Raw genomic sequence first — 18,885 nt, forward strand, 5'->3', positions numbered from 1 at the left:
CCGGATCGTCTCAGTCTGCCACATCCAGAAGCCGCGCCGCAGCTGCGCGCGCCTCGTCGGTGACATGCTCGCCGGCCAGCATCCGGGCAATCTCCTCACGCCGCGCATCCGCACCCATGGTCGAGACCCGGGTCGACACCGTCACCGAGCCGGCTTCGGTCGGTCCCTTGGCGATCAGCAGATGCGTGGAGGCCCTGGCCGCGACCTGCGGCGCGTGCGTCACCGACAGCACCTGAACGCCGCCAGCGAGCCGTTTGAGCCGCTTGCCGATGGCATCGGCGACAGCGCCGCCCACACCGGTGTCGATCTCGTCAAACACCAGCGTCGGCGCCGAGCCGCGATCGGCCAACGCAACCTTCAGCGCCAGCAGGAACCGCGACAGCTCGCCGCCCGAGGCGACCTTCATGATCGGCCCTGCCCGCGAGCCCGGATTGGTGCGCACATGAAAGGCGACGGCATCGATCCCGGTCGGGCCGGCATTGGCTGCGTCACTCGAAATTTCAACGATGAATTCGGCGCGCTCCAGCTTCAGCGCCGGCAGCTCGGCCATCACAGCACTGGTCAGGGCCGAAGCGGTCTTGTGGCGGCGCTCGGACAATTGCCCGGCCGCGTGCAGGAACGCCGCGCGGGTCTCGCCGACCCGGGCTTCCATGCTCGCCAGCCGTTCCTCACCGGCATCGAGATCTGTGAGATCGGCGATCATCTGCGCTGCCAGTTCCGGCAGGGCATCGACGGTGACATTGTATTTGCGCGCAGCGCCGCGAAGCGCAAACAGCCGCTCCTCGGTCTCTTCCAGCTCGCGCGGATTGAAATCGGCGGCCCTGAGCGCCGCCTCGACGGCGGTCTGCGCATCGGCCAGCGCATTGAGCGCGGCATCAAGGGCTGCAACAGTGTCGTTGAGCAGTTCCGGCGCTTCCACCGCCTTGCGCTCCAGCCGCCGCATCAGCCCGCTGATCACCGGCATCGGCGAGCCCTGGCCGTTGAGCACCTCGTCGGCCTCGTTGATGTCGCTGGCCATCTTCTCGGATTTCATCATCATCGAGCGGCTTTCGGCGAGCTGTTCCTCCTCGCCCTCGACCGGGTGAAGCTTTTCCAGCTCCTCGACCGAAGAGCGCAGCCAGTCGGCCTCGCGTCGCGCCTCTTCCACCTTTGCCCGATGCGCCTTCAGCGCCCGTTCGGCTTCGCGCCAGCTTTCATGCAGCCGCCCGACATCCAAGGCCCGTTCCGTCAGCCCGCCAAAGGCGTCAAGCAGCGCCCGGTGCGCATCGATGTCGATCAGCGCCCGGTCGTCATGCTGGCCATGGATCTCGACCAGCAGCAGCCCGGCCTCGCGCATCAGCGCCACGCTGGCCGGCTGGTCATTGATGAACACGCGGGTGCGGCCATCGCCCGACTGCACCCGGCGGAACACCAGATCACCCTCGTCATTGATGTCATTGGCGCGCAAGAGCTGCCGCGCCGGATGATCGGCGCCAACGTCGAACACGGCAGTCACCTGGCCCTTGCCCGCGCCATGGCGCACAAGGCTGCCATCGCCACGGCCGCCAAGCGCCAGCGAGAGAGAATCAAGAAGGATGGATTTGCCCGCGCCGGTTTCGCCGGTTAGGACCGACAGACCGGCGTCAAATTCGAGATCAAGCTTCTCGATCAGGACGATATCGCGGATCGACAGCTGGACAAGCATCGCCGCCCGCTTCAGGTGCCGACGAGGACGGCCCCGGCGCGCGAAATCCAGGAGCCCTTGTTTTCACGCGGCTCGAGGCCACGGGTCTTCAGGAGCTTGTAGGAATCCGCGTACCACTGGCTGTCAGGGAAATTGTGACCCAGCACGGCGGCTGCCGTCTGTGCTTCGCTTTCCAGGCCCATCGCGTAATATGTCTCGACCAGACGCGCCAGCGCCTCCTCGACCTGGCGTGTGTTGGGATATTGCTCGACCACCAGGCGATAGCGGTTGGCCGCAGCGACAAATTCCTTGCGCTCCTGGTAATAGCGCCCGACCTGCATTTCCTTGCCGGCCAGCTGGTCGCGCGCGTAGCGCAGCTTGGCCTGGCTGTCCTCGACATATTCCGAATCAGGATAGCGTTCGATCACCTCGGTGAATGCCGCGATCGCCCGTGCCGAGGTGCGCTGGTCGCGCGTCACTTCGGGGATCTGCCGGTAATAGGCCAGACCGACGATATATTGAGCGTAAGCCGCGTCTTCATCATTGGGGTAAAGGCTCAGGAACCGTGACGCGGTGTTGATCGCCTCCGAGTAGTTGCCCTGCCGGTAATCGGTGAACGCCCCCATCACCATGCCCTTGCGGGCGAATTCGGAATAGGGGTGCTGCTTGTCGATGGCGGCGAACTTGCGCCCGGCTTCGGTCAGTTGCCCGGCCTGCAGATTGGCAAGGCCCTGATTGTACATCACGTCAGCAGGCTCGATGGATTGCGCATAGGCAGTGATGTCGATGTCCGGATCGGACTGACAACCGCTGACAATCAACGAAACGCCAGCCAATCCGGCGACAATGAGCGCAACCCGACCAGCGCGCCCGCGCCCACCCTTGACCGAAGTATTCATGCTGCAAAACCTCTCAACAGCCGCAGGCGCATTTGCACCGCGGAACCAGACCCGCGTTTCTATCCGCAAATCACCGAACTTCGCAACGTCATGAAGACGCTTTGCCGCAATTTTGTGGCAATGGCCTATGCATTAACACGAGTTTTGGTCAGCGAGAGCCGTGTGCAGCAATCAAAGCGCCCAGGGTGCGAAGGCGGCGGCATTGACCGCGACCAGTTCACCATGGCGAACCGTGTCCCGGCGCGCCGGTGCTTCGACCACCTCATAGGCCGACGGATCGGCCAGCAGGGCGCGCAGCGCCAGCGCATTGAGCTTGTGGCCGCCGCGATAGCTGCGGTAGCAGCCGATGAACTGCGCACCGGCAAGCGCCAGATCGCCCACGGCATCGAGCGCCTTGTGGCGTGCGAACTCGTCGCGGAAGCGCAGGCCTTCGACATTGATGACCTTGTCGTCATCGCCGATCACCACGGAATTTTCCAGCGAAGAGCCCAGCGCATGGCCCGAAGCCCAGAGCCGCTCGACATCGCGCATGAAGCCGAAGGTACGGGCGCGGGCAAGTTCGCGGCGGAAGGTGTCGGCGGTGACTTCGCCCTTCCAGGACTGGCGTCCGATCAGCGGCGTGTCAAAATCGATGTCGATCTCGAACCGGGTGCCGTTGTGGCGGGAGAATTCAGCCCAGGAACCACCCATTTCGATCCGCACCGGCTTGATGACGCGAATGTAGCGGCGCTTGACGGCATGATTGGTCAGACCGGCATTGTCGAGTGCCTCGATGAACACGGCGGCGCTGCCGTCCATGATCGGCACTTCACTGCCATCCAGGTCAATGCTGATATTGTCGACGCCGAGCGCATAGAGCGCGGCCATCAGATGCTCGACCGTCGCAACGGAGCGATCGGGAGCCTTGCCCAGCAGGGTGCAGAGATCGGTGGAGCCCACCTGCGACGACACCGCGCGGACGCTGATGACATCACCGGACGGAAGCGTGCGGTTGAAAACGATACCGGTATCGGGATCAGCGGGGTGAAACGAGATCGAGACATTCTCGCCCGAATGCACGGCTATGCCAGAGAGGGAGATCGACCTCGAAATCGTGGTCTGAAGGCCTAAAACATCAATACTCATAAGGTCCGCCGTTTCCCGCAAAATTTGGCACGACCAGTCACGGCCATGTTGTCCCCGATTACCAAGGGCAATTCCACGCCTCCCCAGCGCGGTGGACTGCCCCATACCCTTCTTGTTCTGTGCAAGATAAGGCTGCGGCACCGAGTTTCCAAATCACGCTTTTTTTCGTTCTGTTACGTTCGAGTAACACATCGAAACATCGAATAACCCAAAGTCTCCATACACTTAGCAAGACGGCACGGCGACCGATTGGCCGCCATGCCGCAGATTCTTCATTCAGTTACATTCGCTCACTTCGCCTGGCGGCGGAGAAAGGCGGGAATCTCGAGCTGTTCGTCGTCGTGACTCGCCCGCGTCTGCGGTGTAACCCGGCCCTGGTCGTCGAGCTGTCCGCGGCGCGGCGCATAGACGCTTGCCTCCGGAGACAGCGGACGCCGTGCCTGCTGTGCCTGGCTCGCGTGAGCCGGCTCGTCTTCCTCGCGACGGCCCAGGGAATTGGACAGGCGCTTGAGCAGACCCATCGGGCCGCGTTCATCGGCCTGGCCCTGCGGCGCGGAGCGATGCTCGATCTCGGCCTGAACCACCGGCGGGAAGTCTTCCACCCGCGGCATGCGGGTCGGCTCGGCTTCCGTGCGCAAGGCAGGAGCGGGTGTTGGCGGGGCCGGCTGCGGAGCAGGAGCGGCCGGGCGCGGTGCTGTCATCGCCGGCTGCGGCGCAGCAACCGGAGCAGGCGTTTCACCGGAGTTGACGAAAAGACGGCTCTGAGGCTGAAACCCGGGCTGGGCGGCAGCGGGTGCTGCTGCAGCGGCCGGCTTGGTGCCCATTTCCATCTGGGTTGCGATATCGAGTTCGCGCTCCAGCTCGGCTTCGGCCGAAAGGATGGTATCGGCCAGCGGATCCTTGGCTGCCGCAGGCTGTGCTGCGGCCGGACGTGCTGCCGGCTGCGATGCATTGGCGGCGGCCGGGCGTGGTGCAGCCGGACGCGGTGCGGTGACCAGAGGACGCTGCAGTTCGGCAGCGCCTTCCACCCGGTCGATGCCGGTGGCGACAACGGAGACGCGGATCAGGCCTTCAAGCGCTTCATCGAAGGTGGCGCCGAGAATGATGTTTGCGTCGGCGTCGACTTCCTCGCGGATGCGGGTCGCTGCCTCGTCGACTTCAAACAGGGTCATGTCGCGGCCGCCGGTGATCGAGATCAGCAGGCCCTGTGCGCCCTTCATCGTGGTCTCATCAAGCAGCGGATTGGCGATCGCGGCTTCGGCAGCAGCCATTGCGCGGCCTTCGCCCGATGCTTCGCCGGTGCCCATCATGGCGCGACCCATCTCGCGCATCACCGAACGCACGTCGGCGAAGTCGAGGTTGATCAGGCCTTCCTTGACCATCAGGTCGGTGATGCAGGCAACACCCGAGTAGAGCACCTGGTCGGCCATCGCAAAAGCGTCGGCGAAGGTGGTCTTGTCATTGGCAATGCGGAACAGGTTCTGGTTCGGAATGACGATCAGCGTATCGACGCATTTCTGCAGTTCCTCGATACCCGATTCAGCCAGGCGCATGCGCCGCTGGCCTTCGAAGTGGAACGGCTTGGTGACCACGCCGACGGTCAGAATGCCTTTGTTGCGGGCGGCCTGTGCGACGACGGGTGCGGCGCCGGTGCCGGTGCCGCCACCCATGCCTGCGGTGACGAAGCACATGTGGGTGCCGCTGAGATGGTCAAGGATCTCGTCGATGCATTCTTCCGCGGCCGCACGGCCGACTTCCGGCTGCGATCCGGCGCCGAGGCCTTCGGTCACGGCAGCGCCAAGCTGGATGATCCGTTCGGCCTTGGACATGGTCAGCGCCTGGGCATCCGTGTTGGCGACGACGAAGTCGACCCCCTGAAGACCTGCATTGATCATGTTGTTGACAGCGTTTCCGCCGCCGCCGCCGACCCCGAACACCGTGATGCGGGGCTTCAGCTCGGTGATGTCCGGCTTCTGCAAATTGATGGTCATGGCACCCGTTCCTTCCTTGTCGCATGGCCGCACCGCCGCGGGGGCCAATTCGGTGAAATCAAAAACTCTCTTTAAGCCACTGCCCCACACGGGACAGTCGACCTCCGGCACCGGCCATGACGGCAAAGCCGCCCTCGCCTGCACCGTGGGATTCAAGATGCGCGACCTGAGGATAGATCATCAGGCCCACAGCAGTGGAGAATGTCGGCCCCTTGGCCGATGCCGGCAGACCGGACACGCCGAGCGGCCGGCCGATGCGCACATTGCGCGCCAGGATCCGGCGGGCCGATTCGGACAGGCCGGTCATCTGGCTGGCGCCGCCGGTGAGCACGATGCGCTTGCCGACAAGTGTCGAATAGCCCGACTGCTGGATCCGGTCGCGCAGCATTTCCAGGGTTTCCTCGACCCGCGCCCGCACGATGCGCGAGACCAGCCCGCGCGGCACATGGGTTGGCTGGTCGTGTTCGTCCTCGCCGATCGGCGGAACCGAAACCACGTCGCGATCCTCGCCCGCCTGCGGCAGCGCCGAACCGTGCACGACCTTGATGCGCTCGGCGTCGTCCAGTCTGGTCGACAGGCCGCGCGCCAGGTCCATGGTGACATGCTGGCCGCCCAGCGCGATGGCGTCGGCATGCACCAGCTTGCCGTCGCAAAACACTGAAATCGTGGTGGTGCCGCCGCCCATGTCGATGCAGGCGCAGCCCATTTCGGCTTCGTCGGAGACAAGGGCTGCAAGTCCGGAAGCGTAAGGTGTCGCCACCATTGCCTCGACGGTGAGATGGGCGCGGTTGATCGACAGCTCGAGATTTCGCAGCGGCGCCCTGTCGGCGGTCAGCACATGCATTTCGACGCCCAGAACATCGCCGAACATGCCGGCCGGGTCGCGGATGCCGCGCTCGCCATCAAGAGTGTAGCTCGACGGCAGCGAATGCAGGATGGCGCGTTCATTGCTCTGGCTCTGCCGCGTTGCCGCATTGACCACCTTGGCCAGATCGCCAGAGGCGATCTCGTGGCCGCCGAGATTGACCGAAGAAGCATGGGTTTCACTGTTGAGCCGTCCGGCGCTGACATTGACGATCAGGCTCTCCACGGTCATTCCGGCCATCCGCTCGGCGGCATCGACGGCGAGCCGCACCGAGCTTTCGACCGCATCCATGTCGGAGATCACGCCGGCCTTGAGGCCGCGGGACTTCTGATGGCCGATGCCCAGGATCTCGACGCTGTGGCTGCGGCCCGACAACACTTCGGCGCCCTCGACCGGGGTCAGCCGGCCGATCATGCAGACAACCTTGGAGGAACCGATATCGAGCACGGTGACAATGCTGACGCGCTTGGACGACAGCGGCTTGAGCCGTGGCAACATCGAGGAGGGGCGGAACAGACTCACGACTTTTTCTCCGCCTTGATCAGCTTGGCCCGGGCTTCCAGTGCACTCTTGCGGCGCTCGTAGGACGCTTCGGTCAGCCGGATCGTCACGCGGTCCTCGAGCCTGAGGTCGACCGCGGCAATATCGCGCGAGAGCACGTCACGGCCGGCATCGAATTCGGCAAAGCGCTTCAGCGCCGCACCGATATCGTCCTCGGGCAGGCTCAGCGTCACGCCATTGTCGAGCCGCAGGTCCCAGCGGCGGTCGGCCATGCGCACGGCCGCCTTGACCCGGGCCCGGAGTTCGGGATGAAACAGCAGCCGGGCTTCGAGCTCATCGGCATGAACATCTGCGCCCAGGCCGACATAGAGCGGCAGGTCGGCATGGCGTGCACCGGTCAGCGGAGCGATGACGTCGCCGCGGGCATCGATCAGGTTGAGCATGTCGCCATGCTGCCAGATGCCGACAGGCTTGCGCTCGACCAGCCGGACCGACAGGCCGCGCGGATAGATCTTCTGGACCTGCGCATCCGTGACCCAGGGCAGCTCGATCAGCTTGGCCCGCGCCGCATGGGCGTCGATGGCGACGACGGAGGTGGTGCCGTCCAGTCCGAGCTGCTGCAGGATATCGATATCGGAGGTCTCGGCATTGCCGCTGACATGCACATCTTCCAATGCAAAGCCGGCGCTGGTGGTGACCGCCTGCGTGACCGCCTGGGTGTGACCGCCCAGCGCCATGCCGTAAAAGCCGGTGGCGGCGAGGAAGGCAAAGGCTGCAACCGAGCCGGCATGCGGGCGGATGTCGACCCGGCCGGTGGCGAGCGCGATGACGTAACGGGCCGGACGGCGCAGGAAACGCGGCAGCACGACAGCGCCCGGGAACGCTTCGCGTCCCGACGTTGCGGCCGTATGGACGGCCCTGCCCTTGTTTCCAGTCATCGACGACACGATGCGTCCTCCACTATCCAACTTACAAATTCTTCGAACGAATGCCCTGCCTGCAGGGCCATTTCCGGCGCCAGCGATGTCGGCGTCATGCCGGGCTGGGTGTTGACTTCGAGCCAGATGACCTCCCCGTTTTCGGAGAAGCGGTCGTCATAACGGAAATCTGACCGGGTCACGCCACGGCAGCCGATCGCTTGATGCGCCTTCAAACTCAACTTACGAATTTTTTGGTAAACAATTGGTGAAATTTCTGCGGGACAAACGTGTTTCGAGCCTCCGGCGACATATTTAGAGTCATAATCATAGAAGCTGTGTCCCTGTGGCACGATCTCGGTGACCGCCAGCGCCACATTGCCCATGATCGTGCAGGTCAGTTCGCGGCCGGGCACATAGCGCTCGACCATGACTTCATCGCCATATTTCCAGTCTTTCGAGGTGATCACCTGCGGCGGATGCGACTGTCCCTCGCTGACAATGACAACGCCGAAGCTCGAGCCTTCCGTCACCGGCTTGACCACATAGGGCGGCGCCATCGGATGCGCCGAAGTGAAATCATGCCGGTTCATCACCCTGGATTCCGCCACCGGGATGCCGACGGCCTTGGCAACGATCTTCGACAGACGCTTGTCCATGGCCAGCGCCGACGCGGTGACGCCGGAATGGGTATAGGGAATGGACAGATATTCGAGCACGCCCTGAATGGTGCCGTCCTCGCCATAGGGGCCATGCAGCGCATTGAAGCAGACATCAGGCTTCAGATCCGCCAGGACCGAGGCGATATCGGGCCCGACATCAACGCGGGTGACCCGGTAGCCGGCCCGCTCCAGCGCATCCGCGCAGGCCGTGCCTGACGACAGGCTGACCGGGCGTTCGGAGGAAAATCCGCCCAGGAGAACGGCCACATGCTTGCTGGATCTGTCGTCAGTCATCTTCACCCTCGTCGCGCGCCCCATGTCCCGGCCTCCGCCTGCCCTGAAACACGCCCCGCGGGGCTCGCATCGGGCCGGAATCTGAAAGCCGTGGTCTTTCCGGATATCAGCCGAAGATTGCGCCAAACCGTTGCCGACCCGCTTGTGCCTGCAGAAATTCTTGACGCGCCAGGGCATGACAGCCGCCGCAGACGCCGTTGAGTGCTGAAGAATCAGAGGTTTGGAGAGAGTGCAAGAGCAGAGCCGGAAATTTTGCGGACACCCTTCATGACGGTCAGCAAGACATCGGCCGTATCAGCAGGACAGGTCTGCCTCTTGCTGTTCCGGGAGGCCCGCGCATGCCCCGCGCCTGCGCAATGCAGATGCGGGGCATGCTGGCCAAGGTGCCATCAATGGGGACCGGCGGGCACCAGGCGTTCAACAGCGGGCCGAGCAGGCCGGGTTTCGGCCACATCGGCCGCGCGCCTCGTCACGTCGCCCATGTTAACGACGCAATTGCGGCCGCGGCGCTTGGCAAGATGCATCGCTGCATCGGCGCGGCGCAGCATCTCCTCCAGTCGCGGCGCGGCATGGGAAAACAGCGAGACACCGCAGCTTACGGTGACGCGGAGCGGACCGTTCTCGGTCTCAATCATGGCGCCCTCGATCGCCGCGCGCAGGCGCTCGACGGTGTCGAACGCCTTCTCATAGGAGGCATAGGGCAGCATGATGGCGAATTCCTTGCCCGCCATCCGGCCGATATAATCGGATTCACGAAGCTGGGCCTTGCAGACGGCGACGATGTTGCACAACACCCGGTCGGCCGCAGCATGGCCATACTGGTCGTTGATCTGCATGAAATGGTCGACATTGATGATGGCGCAGCACAGGCTGTTGCTGTGGCGGCTGGAGCGCGCAACGTCACGCGTCGCCGCCTCGGTGAAGGCAACCTGCGACAGTGCCCCGGTGAGGCTGTCAAGCGTTGCCGTCGCGCGCAGCGCCACCTCTTCGACCACCAGACCGGCGAGATCTTCAAGCAGCGAGACCTGGTCTCTGGCAAGCTGGCGCGCCGCGGTGTCCATGACGCAGAGGGCCCCGATCGTATGCCCCTCGCGGGTGATCAGCGGAACCCCGACGCAGGAGCGGATCGCGGAATTGCCGGTGACCAGCGGATGGTCTGCAAAGCGGCCGTCAAGCAGCGCATCCTCGACAATCACCGGAGCGTTCTGCCGGATTGTATGGGTGCAAAAGGAGTTGTTCGCCGAGCCTTGCGATGTGCCGAGGCACTGGCTTGACTTGAACCACTGCCGGGACTCGTCGGCGAATGCCACCACCACGATCGGCGCGCCGGTGATGGTCCTTGCCAGCCGGGTGATCCGCTCAAACGCGTCGTCCGGCAACATATCCAGGGTGTTGCAGCATTTGATTGCAGAGAACCTGCCGATGTCACCGTTCAGATCGCCAGCCAACGAACAACACTTTCATTTCAATATATCACAACACAAAAAGGGTTGTGCGCGAAATTCTCAAACAACTAAACTATCCAAAAAATTTAAATTATATTGAATCCGGCTCATAGTTCGATTTGTTACCATTCATTTCTTGGAAAATTGACATGATCTATTTTGCGAATCTGCATGCCGGAAAGCTCGTCATGCGCCCATGCCGAACTGACGCGGCCCGAACGCGGTGTCACTACCCCACTTGGACCGCGGGGCGGGCTTTCCCGCCAAAGCTGCGGTTACGGCACGGCCAGGATCGTCAAACAGGTGCGCTATGAAAAGTGACGCAAAGCTCATCCACGTAACATAGAGACAGCAAGCTCTCCAAATTATACATGGTTAGAATTTGCACAACCAATAATCGCCATCAAGTTATTGCGTTAATTGTTTTCGCTTATAGAATTGGCAATAATCTATTTGCGGAATTTTCAATTGAGCATTTCAGAGACAAAACTCCGGACTCTCAGACTTCAAGCCTCTAGTTTCATTCGTCTGAAGCCTTCCCTCTGCTTCCCGCATGCTTCGTGCCTGCACTTGATAAATGCTGATCTGAAAGTCGCATTCTCATGAAATTGCCCAGCCAGTTCGCCTTCTACAAGTCCTGGCTTGATCCGGTCCGGCAGCAGGCCCTGGCTGAAGCCTACAGGCCGATCGTCCGCGGCTTTCTGCTTCCGGCCTGCGCCTATTATGTCTTCATCACATGGAGCCACTGGCGTGACGAAACAGGCCTGACGCTGGCAATCCTGGGATCCATGAGCGCCATAACGGCGGTGATCTACTATCTGGTCCGGCAGCATGTGACCGTCGGCGACCGGCTGACCCTGAACAAACTCGAACTCTGCGGACTGCTGGTCAACATGTTGATGTACATCAACGTCGTCACCTACCTGCTGATCCATTTCGAGCAGTCCAAGCTGGTCTATTTCTCGCTGATGGCTGTGGTGTTCTCGACCACCGGCGTGACGATGCGGACAACGCTGTTCAGTGTCGCCATCTCGCTGGCGACGCTCTACTGGTTCGCTTCCGGCCTCCCGGCTGAACTTCTGACCCAATATGTGTCCATCGGCGTCGCCACGGCCTTTGCCTCGCTCGGCATGGCGACACTGCTGCGCAAGGCTATCCGCCGGCAGATCGATGCCCGTCTGCTTGCCGATGAACTGGCCGCCAAGGCGCAACGGCTTGCCGACACCGACATGCTCACCGGCATTCCCAACCGGCGCGCGGTGTTCGAGAAGATCGACTATTTCATCTCGCAGAAGCGGCCATTCTGGATCGGCATTTTTGATCTCGACGGCTTCAAGGCAATCAATGATGTCTACGGCCATGTGATCGGCGATGACCTGTTGTGCCGCGTCGTCAAACGGTCCGCCAAACTCAACCTTCCCGGCTGCACTTTCGGACGCATCGGCGGCGACGAATTCATTTGCATCGTATCGGGATCACAGGCTGAACGGGATATCGAACAGTTCGGCGCCAAGGTCATTCAGGCGGTAAGTTGCCCCTACCCCGTCGGTCCGATGGAACTCACCGTCGGCGTGTCGGCAGGGTTCACCCATTACCCCAGCATGGGGCAATCCAGCGGCCAGCTCTACGAGCAAGCCGATTTTGCGCTCTACAAGGCTAAGGCACATCGACGCGGCCAGTGCGTGCTTTTCGAAACGGCCGAAAACGAGGAAATGCAGCAGGCAATCGCCATTGAGCGGCAGCTTCGTGAAGCCGACCTCGACAGCGAGCTGTTTCTTCTGTTCCAGCCGCAATACTCGCCCAGCCGGCAACGGGTGACCGGTTTTGAAGCGCTGGCGCGCTGGCAGAACCCGACACTTGGCCTTGTGGCACCCGACCAGTTCATCCGGGCGGCGGAACGCTCGGGCCACATCCGCAAGGTCACGGCGATCCTGTTCGAGAAAGCGCTTGAAAACCTGGCGGACTGGCCCGAAGATATCGGCCTGTCGTTCAATCTGTCCGCCCACGACATTTCCGATCACACCTTCGTCCTGCGGCTTCTCGGCAGGATCATGCAGTCGGGCATTGCCGCTCGCCGGATCGAGTTTGAGATCACCGAAACCGCGGTCATGACCGATCTTGCGTCCTCAAGAGCCCTGCTGGAAAAGCTGCGCGCCAGCGGCTGCAAGATCGCGCTGGACGATTTCGGATCCGGATATTCGAGCTTCGAATATCTGGATCAGCTTCCGCTCGACAAGGTCAAGATCGACAGAAGCTTCGTCCGCAAGGTTGCCCACAGCACCACATCGCGGGAGATCGTCGCCGCGGTGATCGGATTGTGCCGCAAGCTCGACCTGCGCTGCGTTCTCGAAGGCGTCGAAGCCGAAAACGAGATGATCATCCTGGCCGACCTGCAGCCGGACCTGATCCAGGGATATCTCTATGGGAGGCCGATGTCGGCCAAGGCCGCCATGAACATGATCAGGGCCCAAAGTGAACGGCGCGCCGCAGCAGCACAAACCGCCTGACCCAGGAGCCCCGGAGGGCTTGCCCGGTCGCGCATCGGCCTGCGGCTGACCCACCGGCGGCTTTCCAATTTCAAGCCGTTGTGAGATGACATCACCACGCCGGAGATGCGTCGTGCCCGCCCGAGCATTCTGCGTGTTGCCTGGACCCCGACAGGGCTGTACGGGCGCCATCCTCAAAAACCCGGCGGCTGTGAGGCGTGTGCCATGAACCCGGAATGGAAAGTCACCCCGTCGGGCAAGCTGCGCGCCAGAGCACTCGGCCTGCCGTTCGAAGGTATCAGCGGACCATGGAATGCGATCACCGATGTGGCCAGTGTCAGCGTCGGTTACACGACGCTGATTTCGGGCGACGGCGCGCTGCAGCAGGGCACAGGTCCGGTGCGCACCGGTGTGACCGCGATCCTGCCGCGTCCGCGCGCCGAGATCGACACGCCGCTGTTTGCCGGCTTCTTCAGCCTCAATGGCAATGGTGAGCTCAGCGGCAGCCATTACATCGAGGAAACCGGAAAGATGGCGCTGCCGGTCACCATCACCAACACCCATTCCTGCGGGATTGCCCGCGACGCGACGATCCGCTGGGCGGTCGACTGTCTGGCCGAGCGTTACCATGATGATTTCGCGCTGCCGGTCGCGGCCGAAACCTATGACGGCTTCCTCAACGACATCAACGGGTTTCATGTCACGGCGGATCACGTGCTGGCGGCAATCGACGCGGCCAGGGGCGGTGCCATCGAGGAAGGCAGTGTCGGCGGCGGCACCGGCATGAAATGTTTCGGCTTCAAGGCCGGTTCCGGCACCGCCTCGCGGCTGGTCAGCTATGGCGGGGAAACGTTCACCGTCGGACTGTTCGTCCAGGCCAATTTCGGCAGCCGCCGGCATTTCACCGTGCTGGGCCGCACCATCGGCACCGATCCGGAATTGCCGCAGATGCGCCAGGCCACACGCGACACCGAGTTGAGCTCGATCATCGCCATTGTCGCCACCGATGCGCCGTTTCTGCCGCATCAATTGAAGCGGCTGGCCCGGCGCGTCAGCTTCGGCATCGGCAGGACCGGCGGAATGGCCACCCATGGCTCGGGCGATATCTTCCTGGCATTCTCGACCGCGCATTCGGATTTCAGCCCCGGTGCGGTCCGCTCCGCCCGCTTTGTGCCCGACGAAGACATCGACCCGTTCTTCGAGGCCGTGGTGCAGGCGACCGAGAAGGCCATCCTCAATGCGATGATCGCCAATGAGACGATGGTCGGGCGCGATGGAAATCTGGTGCCGGCTCTGCCGCATGCCGCGGTCAGACAGGCCTTCGGGCTTTAGAGCCGTTCATCTTTAAATGGAAGAAGGTTGATGGAATGGACTTTTCGCGCCAGCTAGGAAAATACCGCAGTCACGATGCAGCGCATCGTGCGAGGATTTTGACGACGCTGGTGCGGAAAAAACATCCAAGCAAGGCAGTTGCGGTGCTTCCGGGAATGCAATGCAAGTCCTCCTTGCAATTTCAAGATGAACGGCTCTAGGCATCAGGCCGCATTGCTTGTCGGAGCGTAACTTTCGTCTTCATCCGCGTCATAGCCCTGGTCCGTTTCGTAGCACAGCGCGATCCGGTTGCGGCCTCGGGTCTTGGCGGCGTACAGCGCCTTGTCGGCACGGGAAAAGGTCTCGCCGAATTTCTGCGCCGGCAGGGCCCGGGCCACACCGCCCGAGACGGTGACCCCAAGCGCCGTGTTGCCCACGCGGATTCGTTTCGCGGCAATCTGCCTGCGAGTGATCTCTCCCAGCGCGGCAAATTCCGCAAAATTCAGGCTGCCGTTGAAGACCGCGAATTCCTCGCCGCCGATGCGCGCGCACACGCTCTCGCCGTCGAAGACGCTGGTGATCATCGACGCGACCTCGATGATCACCTCATCGCCGACCAGATGGCCGCAACTGTCATTGACCCGCTTGAAATGATCGATGTCGATGACCATCAACGATTTTTCCCGGTGGCATTCGTCGAAAGCCTCGAGAAAGGCCCGGCGGTTCAAGAGCCCCGACAGCATGTCGGTGCGGCTTAGCCGTTCGAGCTTCGCCCGCGAGACCCCGAGATCGTGAATGGCCAGGCCGACTGCCACATAGGCAATTCCCGACAGGATGAAGGTGATCGGCGGCGTCAGCACCGTGGCAATGACCAGTGCGGAAGACAGCGAATAGGGCAGCAGCCCGGACCAGTCGAGCAGCAGATGTGCGCAAACATTGAGCGCATAGGCCAGCAGCGACAGCTTGAACCCGACCCAGACCGCTTTGCGGACCACGTCCCGGTAGGAGTCAAATTCCGCGAACAACAGCTGTTTGATCACCCAATCGCGGGTCACGCGGATCATGAATGCACTCCCGGTTTACAAGCGCACCTTAAGATTCACCGGTTAAAATTATGCTTCCGCGATTGCTTCGACGGGAAAGGCCGATGCGCCGTATCAGGACGCTTCTGCCCCGTTCCGGCACCCTGTGACGCTAAACCAGCTGGCCGAGAAATTCCTGCACCACCTGCCCCGGTTCGAACAGGCCCAGCCGCTTGATTTCCCACTCGAGTCGGATGCCCGACGTCTCCAGCACCCGGGCGCGCACGGTTTCGCCCAGATGTTCGAGCTCATAGCCCGAAGCCTGGCCGGTGTTGATCATGAAATTGCAGTGCATGGGCGACATCTGCGCGCCGCCGACAGCCAGGCCGCGGCAGCCGGCTTCGTCGATCACCTTCCAGGCCGAATGCCCTTCCGGGTTCTTGAAGGTCGAGCCGCCGGTCTTTTCGCGAATCGGCTGCACCGTCTCGCGGTGATGCTGAACTGCGTCCATCGCGGCGCGGATTTCATCCTTGCCTGCCGGCGTGCCCTCGAAGATGGCACGGGTGAAGATCAGGTCTTTCGGCGCCGAGGAATGCCGGTAGGCGTAGCCCATTTCGGCATTGGACAGCACATGCCGCTCGCCCTTGCGGTCGATGGCGTGCACCTCGACGACCCGCTCGCGGGTTTCCGAGCCATTGGCGCCGGCATTCATCCTGAGCGCCCCGCCGATGGCGCCCGGAATGCCGTGATAGAAATGAAACCCGCCAAGCCCGCTTTCCAGCGCCAGGGCAGCCAGATGCTTGTCGGGGCAGACCGCACCGGCAGCAAGCCGCGTATCGGAAACCTGCTCAGCCCGGCCAAAGCCCTTGGCCGAGAGCCGGATGACGACGCCGGGAATTCCGCCGTCGCGCACCAGGAGGTTGGAGCCGATGCCGACCGGCAGCGCCGGAATGTCTTCCGGCAGGGCCGCAAGGAATGTCGCCAGATCGTCTTCGTCGAGCGGCTGGAACAGCACCTCCGCCGGCCCGCCGGTGCGGAACCAGGTGATCTTCGACATGTCGGCATTGGCAGTCAGCCGGCCGCGCACCGCGCCGAGCCTGTCACCCAGCGACGTCAGAAGCTTATCGCCATCGACCTGCAGCGGCTTCATGCACCACCCCCGCCAACGGCTGCGGGCTTCAAGGCGGAAAGCTCCGCCGGCAATTGATTGGCCCACTGGGTGATCGTGCCCGCGCCAAGGCAGACGACATAGTCACCGGGCCGGGCAATCTCGGCGATCAGCGGCGCCAGTGCGGCCGGCCCGTCGATCAACCGCGCGTCGCGATGGCCGCCGGCCTTCAGGCTCGAAACCAGCGTGGCCGAATTGATGCCCTCGATCGGGTCTTCGCCGGCGGCATAGACCGGCGCCATGATCACCGTGTCGGCATCGTTGAAACAGGCCGAGAAATCATCGAACAGGCTTTCAAGCCGGGTGTAGCGGTGCGGCTGGGCCACCGCGATGACGCGCGACGGGCACGCATCGCGGGCCGCCGACAGCACTGCCTTGATTTCCACCGGGTGGTGGCCGTAGTCGTCAAAGATCTCGACACCGTTCCAGTTGCCGGTATTGGTGAAGCGGCGCTTGACCCCGCCGAACTGTCCCAGGCCGCTGGCAATCTGCTCCGGCGTCAGCCCCAGCTCATAGGCGACCGCAATGGCGGCGACCGCATTGGAGATATTGTGCTTGCCCGGCATCGGCAGCCGCAGATCCCTGAGCTCGACGCTCTCGCCGGTCTTGCGGCTGTGGATCACCACGTCGAACACCGACACCGGTCCGTCCATGCGGTGGTTGGAAAAACGCACATCCGATTGCGGGTTTTCACCATAGGTGATGACCCGGCGGTCCTCGATGCGGCTGACCAGCGCCTGCACTTCCGGATGGTCGAGACACATCACGCCAAATCCGTAGAACGGCACATTCTCGACGAAAGACCGGAACGCCGCACGCACGGCATCAAAGGTGCCGTAATGATCAAGATGCTCGGGATCGATATTGGTGATCACCGCGATGTCGGCCGGCAGCTTGAGGAAGGTGCCGTCGCTCTCATCGGCCTCGACCACCATCCACTCGCCCTCGCCCATGCGCGCATTGGTGCCATAGGCATTGATGATGCCGCCATTGATCACGGTCGGATCCAGCCCGCCGGCTTCCAGCAGTGTCGCCACCATCGAGGTGGTTGTGGTCTTGCCATGGGTGCCGCCGATGGCGATCGCATTGCGGAAGCGCATCAGCTCGGCCAGCATTTCGGCGCGCCGCACCACCGGGATCAGCCGCTCGCGCGCGGCCACCAGTTCCGGATTGTTCTTCTTGATCGCGGTCGAGACCACCACCACTTCGGCCTCGCCAAGATTGTCCGCCGCATGGCCGATATGGACCTCGATGCCCTTGTCGCGCAGCCGCTGCACATTGGCGCTTTCCGATTGATCAGAGCCCTGCACCTTGTAGCCGAGATTGTTGAGAACCTCTGCAATGCCGCTCATGCCGATGCCGCCAATGCCGACAAAATGAACAAGACCTATGGTTTGCGGCATTTTCATGCGTGCGTGCTCCTGAATTGATCGGGGGTGATACCCCCCGCAATAGCTTCTGCCAGATCGGCAAGCAAGCGCGCCGCATCAGGTTTCCCTGTCGCCCTGGCGGCGGCTGCGGTGGCGGCAAGGCCGGTGGGATCGTTCATCCGGTCGGCAATCATGCCCGAAAGCACTTTCGGGGTCAGCTCGCCCTGCTTGATGACGCTGGCGCCGCCCATGGCCATAAGTGCTGCGGCATTGGCAGCCTGGTCATGGTCGAGCGCAAAGGGATAGGGCACCAGGATCGCGGAGCGGCCGATCACCGCGATTTCCGAAACCGTCGAGGCGCCCGAGCGCGAAATCACCAGATGCGCCGCCGCGATGCGCGAGGCCATGTCGTTAAAGAACGGCGAGACTTCGGCCTTGACGCCGAGCTCTTCAAGCCATGTCCTGAGATGGGCTTCATCTTCGGGGCGAGCCTGCTGGACCAGGTCCAGCCGCGCCCGCAGCTCCTGCGGCAGAAAGCCGATGGCCGCGGGAATGGCTTCCGAGAAGAACTGTGCACCCTGGCTGCCGCCGAACACCACCAGCCGGAACGTCTCGCCTGCCTCGGACGGGACATAGGGGATGTCCGCTGCCGCAATCACTTCCGGACGCACCGGGTTGCCGGTGATCACGATCTTGCTTGCATGCGCGCCCCTGCCTTCGGGCAGGAAGCCGCCGGCAATGGCCTTGACCCGGGAGGCCAGCGCCTTGTTGGCCCGGCCCATCACCGCGTTCTGCTCGTGCACCATTGTCGGCAGGCCGGCATTCGATGCCGCCAGCAAGGGCGGGATCGTCGGGTAGCCGCCAAAGCCGATCACCGCATCGGGCCGGATGGAGCGCATGAGCTTGCCGGCTTCGCGCACACCCTTGAACAGGGTCCACAGCGACTTGATCACCTTGACCGGGTTCTTCGACCCGATCGTCGCCGACCGCACCACATGGATTTCGGACGCCGGAAATGTGCCGGCGAACCGTGCCGCACGGCTGTCGGTGACCAGATGCACCCGGTGGCCCCGCGCGATGAGTTCATGTGCCAGCGCCTCGGCCGGAAACAGATGTCCGCCGGTGCCGCCCGCCGACAGCAGGAACAGTTTGCTCTCAGCCATCAT

14 protein-coding genes are annotated in these 18,885 nt (G+C 62.8%); 2 read left to right on the forward strand and 12 right to left on the reverse strand.

Annotation, left to right across the window (positions count from 1 at the left end; genetic code table 11):
* Window positions 1-10: 10 nt before the first annotated feature.
* The 8 genes from recN to OEG82_RS18585 all read right to left on the reverse strand — a co-directional run bounded on the left by recN (window position 11) and on the right by OEG82_RS18585 (window position 10,299).
* Entirely contained in the window at window positions 11-1,684 is a 1,674-nt protein-coding gene (gene recN / locus OEG82_RS18550; RefSeq protein WP_267613857.1) for a DNA repair protein RecN, read from the reverse strand.
* Window positions 1,685-1,695: 11 nt separating this feature from the next.
* Window positions 1,696-2,562: an outer membrane protein assembly factor BamD gene (locus OEG82_RS18555; RefSeq protein ID WP_267613858.1), complete on the reverse strand. Its 867-nt coding sequence runs from the start codon at window positions 2,560-2,562 to the stop codon at window positions 1,696-1,698.
* Between the two features lie 171 nt (window positions 2,563-2,733).
* On the reverse strand, window positions 2,734-3,687 hold the full coding sequence (gene lpxC, locus OEG82_RS18560) for a UDP-3-O-acyl-N-acetylglucosamine deacetylase (protein ID WP_267613859.1): 954 nt from the start codon (window positions 3,685-3,687) through the stop codon (window positions 2,734-2,736).
* A 290-nt stretch (window positions 3,688-3,977) separates the two neighbouring features.
* Window positions 3,978-5,678: a cell division protein FtsZ gene (gene ftsZ / locus OEG82_RS18565; protein ID WP_267613860.1), complete on the reverse strand. Its 1,701-nt coding sequence runs from the start codon at window positions 5,676-5,678 to the stop codon at window positions 3,978-3,980.
* 58 nt (window positions 5,679-5,736) lie between these two features.
* Window positions 5,737-7,065: a cell division protein FtsA gene (gene ftsA, locus OEG82_RS18570; RefSeq protein ID WP_267613861.1), complete on the reverse strand. Its 1,329-nt coding sequence runs from the start codon at window positions 7,063-7,065 to the stop codon at window positions 5,737-5,739.
* Window positions 7,062-7,982 carry a cell division protein FtsQ/DivIB gene (locus OEG82_RS18575; protein ID WP_267615003.1) on the reverse strand — a complete coding sequence of 307 codons (921 nt, stop codon included), beginning with the start codon at window positions 7,980-7,982 and terminating at the stop codon, window positions 7,062-7,064. The genes ftsA and OEG82_RS18575 overlap by 4 nt, the downstream gene beginning before the upstream one ends.
* Window positions 7,979-8,917 carry a D-alanine--D-alanine ligase gene (locus OEG82_RS18580; RefSeq protein WP_267613862.1) on the reverse strand — a complete coding sequence of 313 codons (939 nt, stop codon included), beginning with the start codon at window positions 8,915-8,917 and terminating at the stop codon, window positions 7,979-7,981. The genes OEG82_RS18575 and OEG82_RS18580 overlap by 4 nt, the downstream gene beginning before the upstream one ends.
* A 389-nt stretch (window positions 8,918-9,306) precedes the next feature.
* Window positions 9,307-10,299, reverse strand: coding sequence for a GGDEF domain-containing protein (locus OEG82_RS18585; RefSeq protein ID WP_267613863.1), 993 nt, complete (start codon window positions 10,297-10,299; stop codon window positions 9,307-9,309).
* Between the two features lie 665 nt (window positions 10,300-10,964).
* Here OEG82_RS18585 and OEG82_RS18590 point away from each other — a divergent pair.
* Window positions 10,965-12,869 carry a putative bifunctional diguanylate cyclase/phosphodiesterase gene (locus OEG82_RS18590; RefSeq protein WP_267613864.1) on the forward strand — a complete coding sequence of 635 codons (1,905 nt, stop codon included), beginning with the start codon at window positions 10,965-10,967 and terminating at the stop codon, window positions 12,867-12,869.
* 204 nt (window positions 12,870-13,073) lie between these two features.
* A complete protein-coding gene (locus OEG82_RS18595) occupies window positions 13,074-14,180 on the forward strand; it encodes a DmpA family aminopeptidase (RefSeq protein ID WP_267613865.1) in 1,107 nt (368 codons plus the stop codon).
* A gap of 203 nt (window positions 14,181-14,383) precedes the next feature.
* Here OEG82_RS18595 and OEG82_RS18600 read toward each other — a convergent pair whose 3' ends face one another.
* The 4 genes from OEG82_RS18600 to murG form a co-directional block, all read right to left on the reverse strand.
* The gene (locus OEG82_RS18600; protein ID WP_267613866.1) at window positions 14,384-15,223 is read right to left on the reverse strand and encodes a GGDEF domain-containing protein; all 840 of its coding nucleotides are present in this window, start codon (window positions 15,221-15,223) and stop codon (window positions 14,384-14,386) included.
* A 130-nt stretch (window positions 15,224-15,353) separates the two neighbouring features.
* The gene (gene murB / locus OEG82_RS18605) at window positions 15,354-16,331 is read right to left on the reverse strand and encodes a UDP-N-acetylmuramate dehydrogenase (RefSeq protein WP_425497599.1); all 978 of its coding nucleotides are present in this window, start codon (window positions 16,329-16,331) and stop codon (window positions 15,354-15,356) included.
* Complete coding sequence (murC, locus tag OEG82_RS18610) at window positions 16,328-17,758, reverse strand: UDP-N-acetylmuramate--L-alanine ligase (RefSeq protein WP_267613867.1); 1,431 nt, start codon at window positions 17,756-17,758, stop codon at window positions 16,328-16,330. The genes murB and murC overlap by 4 nt, the downstream gene beginning before the upstream one ends.
* The gene (murG, locus tag OEG82_RS18615; RefSeq protein ID WP_425497600.1) at window positions 17,755-18,885 is read right to left on the reverse strand and encodes an undecaprenyldiphospho-muramoylpentapeptide beta-N-acetylglucosaminyltransferase; all 1,131 of its coding nucleotides are present in this window, start codon (window positions 18,883-18,885) and stop codon (window positions 17,755-17,757) included. The genes murC and murG overlap by 4 nt, the downstream gene beginning before the upstream one ends.

Origin of the sequence: Hoeflea ulvae, from assembly GCF_026619435.1 — a bacterium.
In the GTDB taxonomy this organism is placed as follows: Bacteria; Pseudomonadota; Alphaproteobacteria; order Rhizobiales; family Rhizobiaceae; genus Hoeflea; species Hoeflea ulvae.

Coding starts and splice junctions, on each gene's coding strand:
- recN (WP_267613857.1), bottom strand. CDS start 1,684: ATGCTTGTCCAGCTGTCGATCCGCGATATCGTCCTGATCGAGAAGCTT.
- OEG82_RS18555 (WP_267613858.1), bottom strand. CDS start 2,562: ATGAATACTTCGGTCAAGGGTGGGCGCGGGCGCGCTGGTCGGGTTGCG.
- lpxC (WP_267613859.1), bottom strand. CDS start 3,687: ATGAGTATTGATGTTTTAGGCCTTCAGACCACGATTTCGAGGTCGATC.
- ftsZ (WP_267613860.1), bottom strand. CDS start 5,678: ATGACCATCAATTTGCAGAAGCCGGACATCACCGAGCTGAAGCCCCGC.
- OEG82_RS18575 (WP_267615003.1), bottom strand. CDS start 7,982: ATGACTGGAAACAAGGGCAGGGCCGTCCATACGGCCGCAACGTCGGGA.
- OEG82_RS18580 (WP_267613862.1), bottom strand. CDS start 8,917: ATGACTGACGACAGATCCAGCAAGCATGTGGCCGTTCTCCTGGGCGGA.
- OEG82_RS18585 (WP_267613863.1), bottom strand. CDS start 10,299: ATGTTGCCGGACGACGCGTTTGAGCGGATCACCCGGCTGGCAAGGACC.
- OEG82_RS18590 (WP_267613864.1), top strand. CDS start 10,965: ATGAAATTGCCCAGCCAGTTCGCCTTCTACAAGTCCTGGCTTGATCCG.
- OEG82_RS18595 (WP_267613865.1), top strand. CDS start 13,074: ATGAACCCGGAATGGAAAGTCACCCCGTCGGGCAAGCTGCGCGCCAGA.
- OEG82_RS18600 (WP_267613866.1), bottom strand. CDS start 15,223: ATGATCCGCGTGACCCGCGATTGGGTGATCAAACAGCTGTTGTTCGCG.
- murB (WP_425497599.1), bottom strand. CDS start 16,331: ATGAAGCCGCTGCAGGTCGATGGCGATAAGCTTCTGACGTCGCTGGGT.
- murC (WP_267613867.1), bottom strand. CDS start 17,758: ATGAAAATGCCGCAAACCATAGGTCTTGTTCATTTTGTCGGCATTGGC.
- murG (WP_425497600.1), bottom strand. CDS start 18,885: ATGATGGCTGAGAGCAAACTGTTCCTGCTGTCGGCGGGCGGCACCGGC.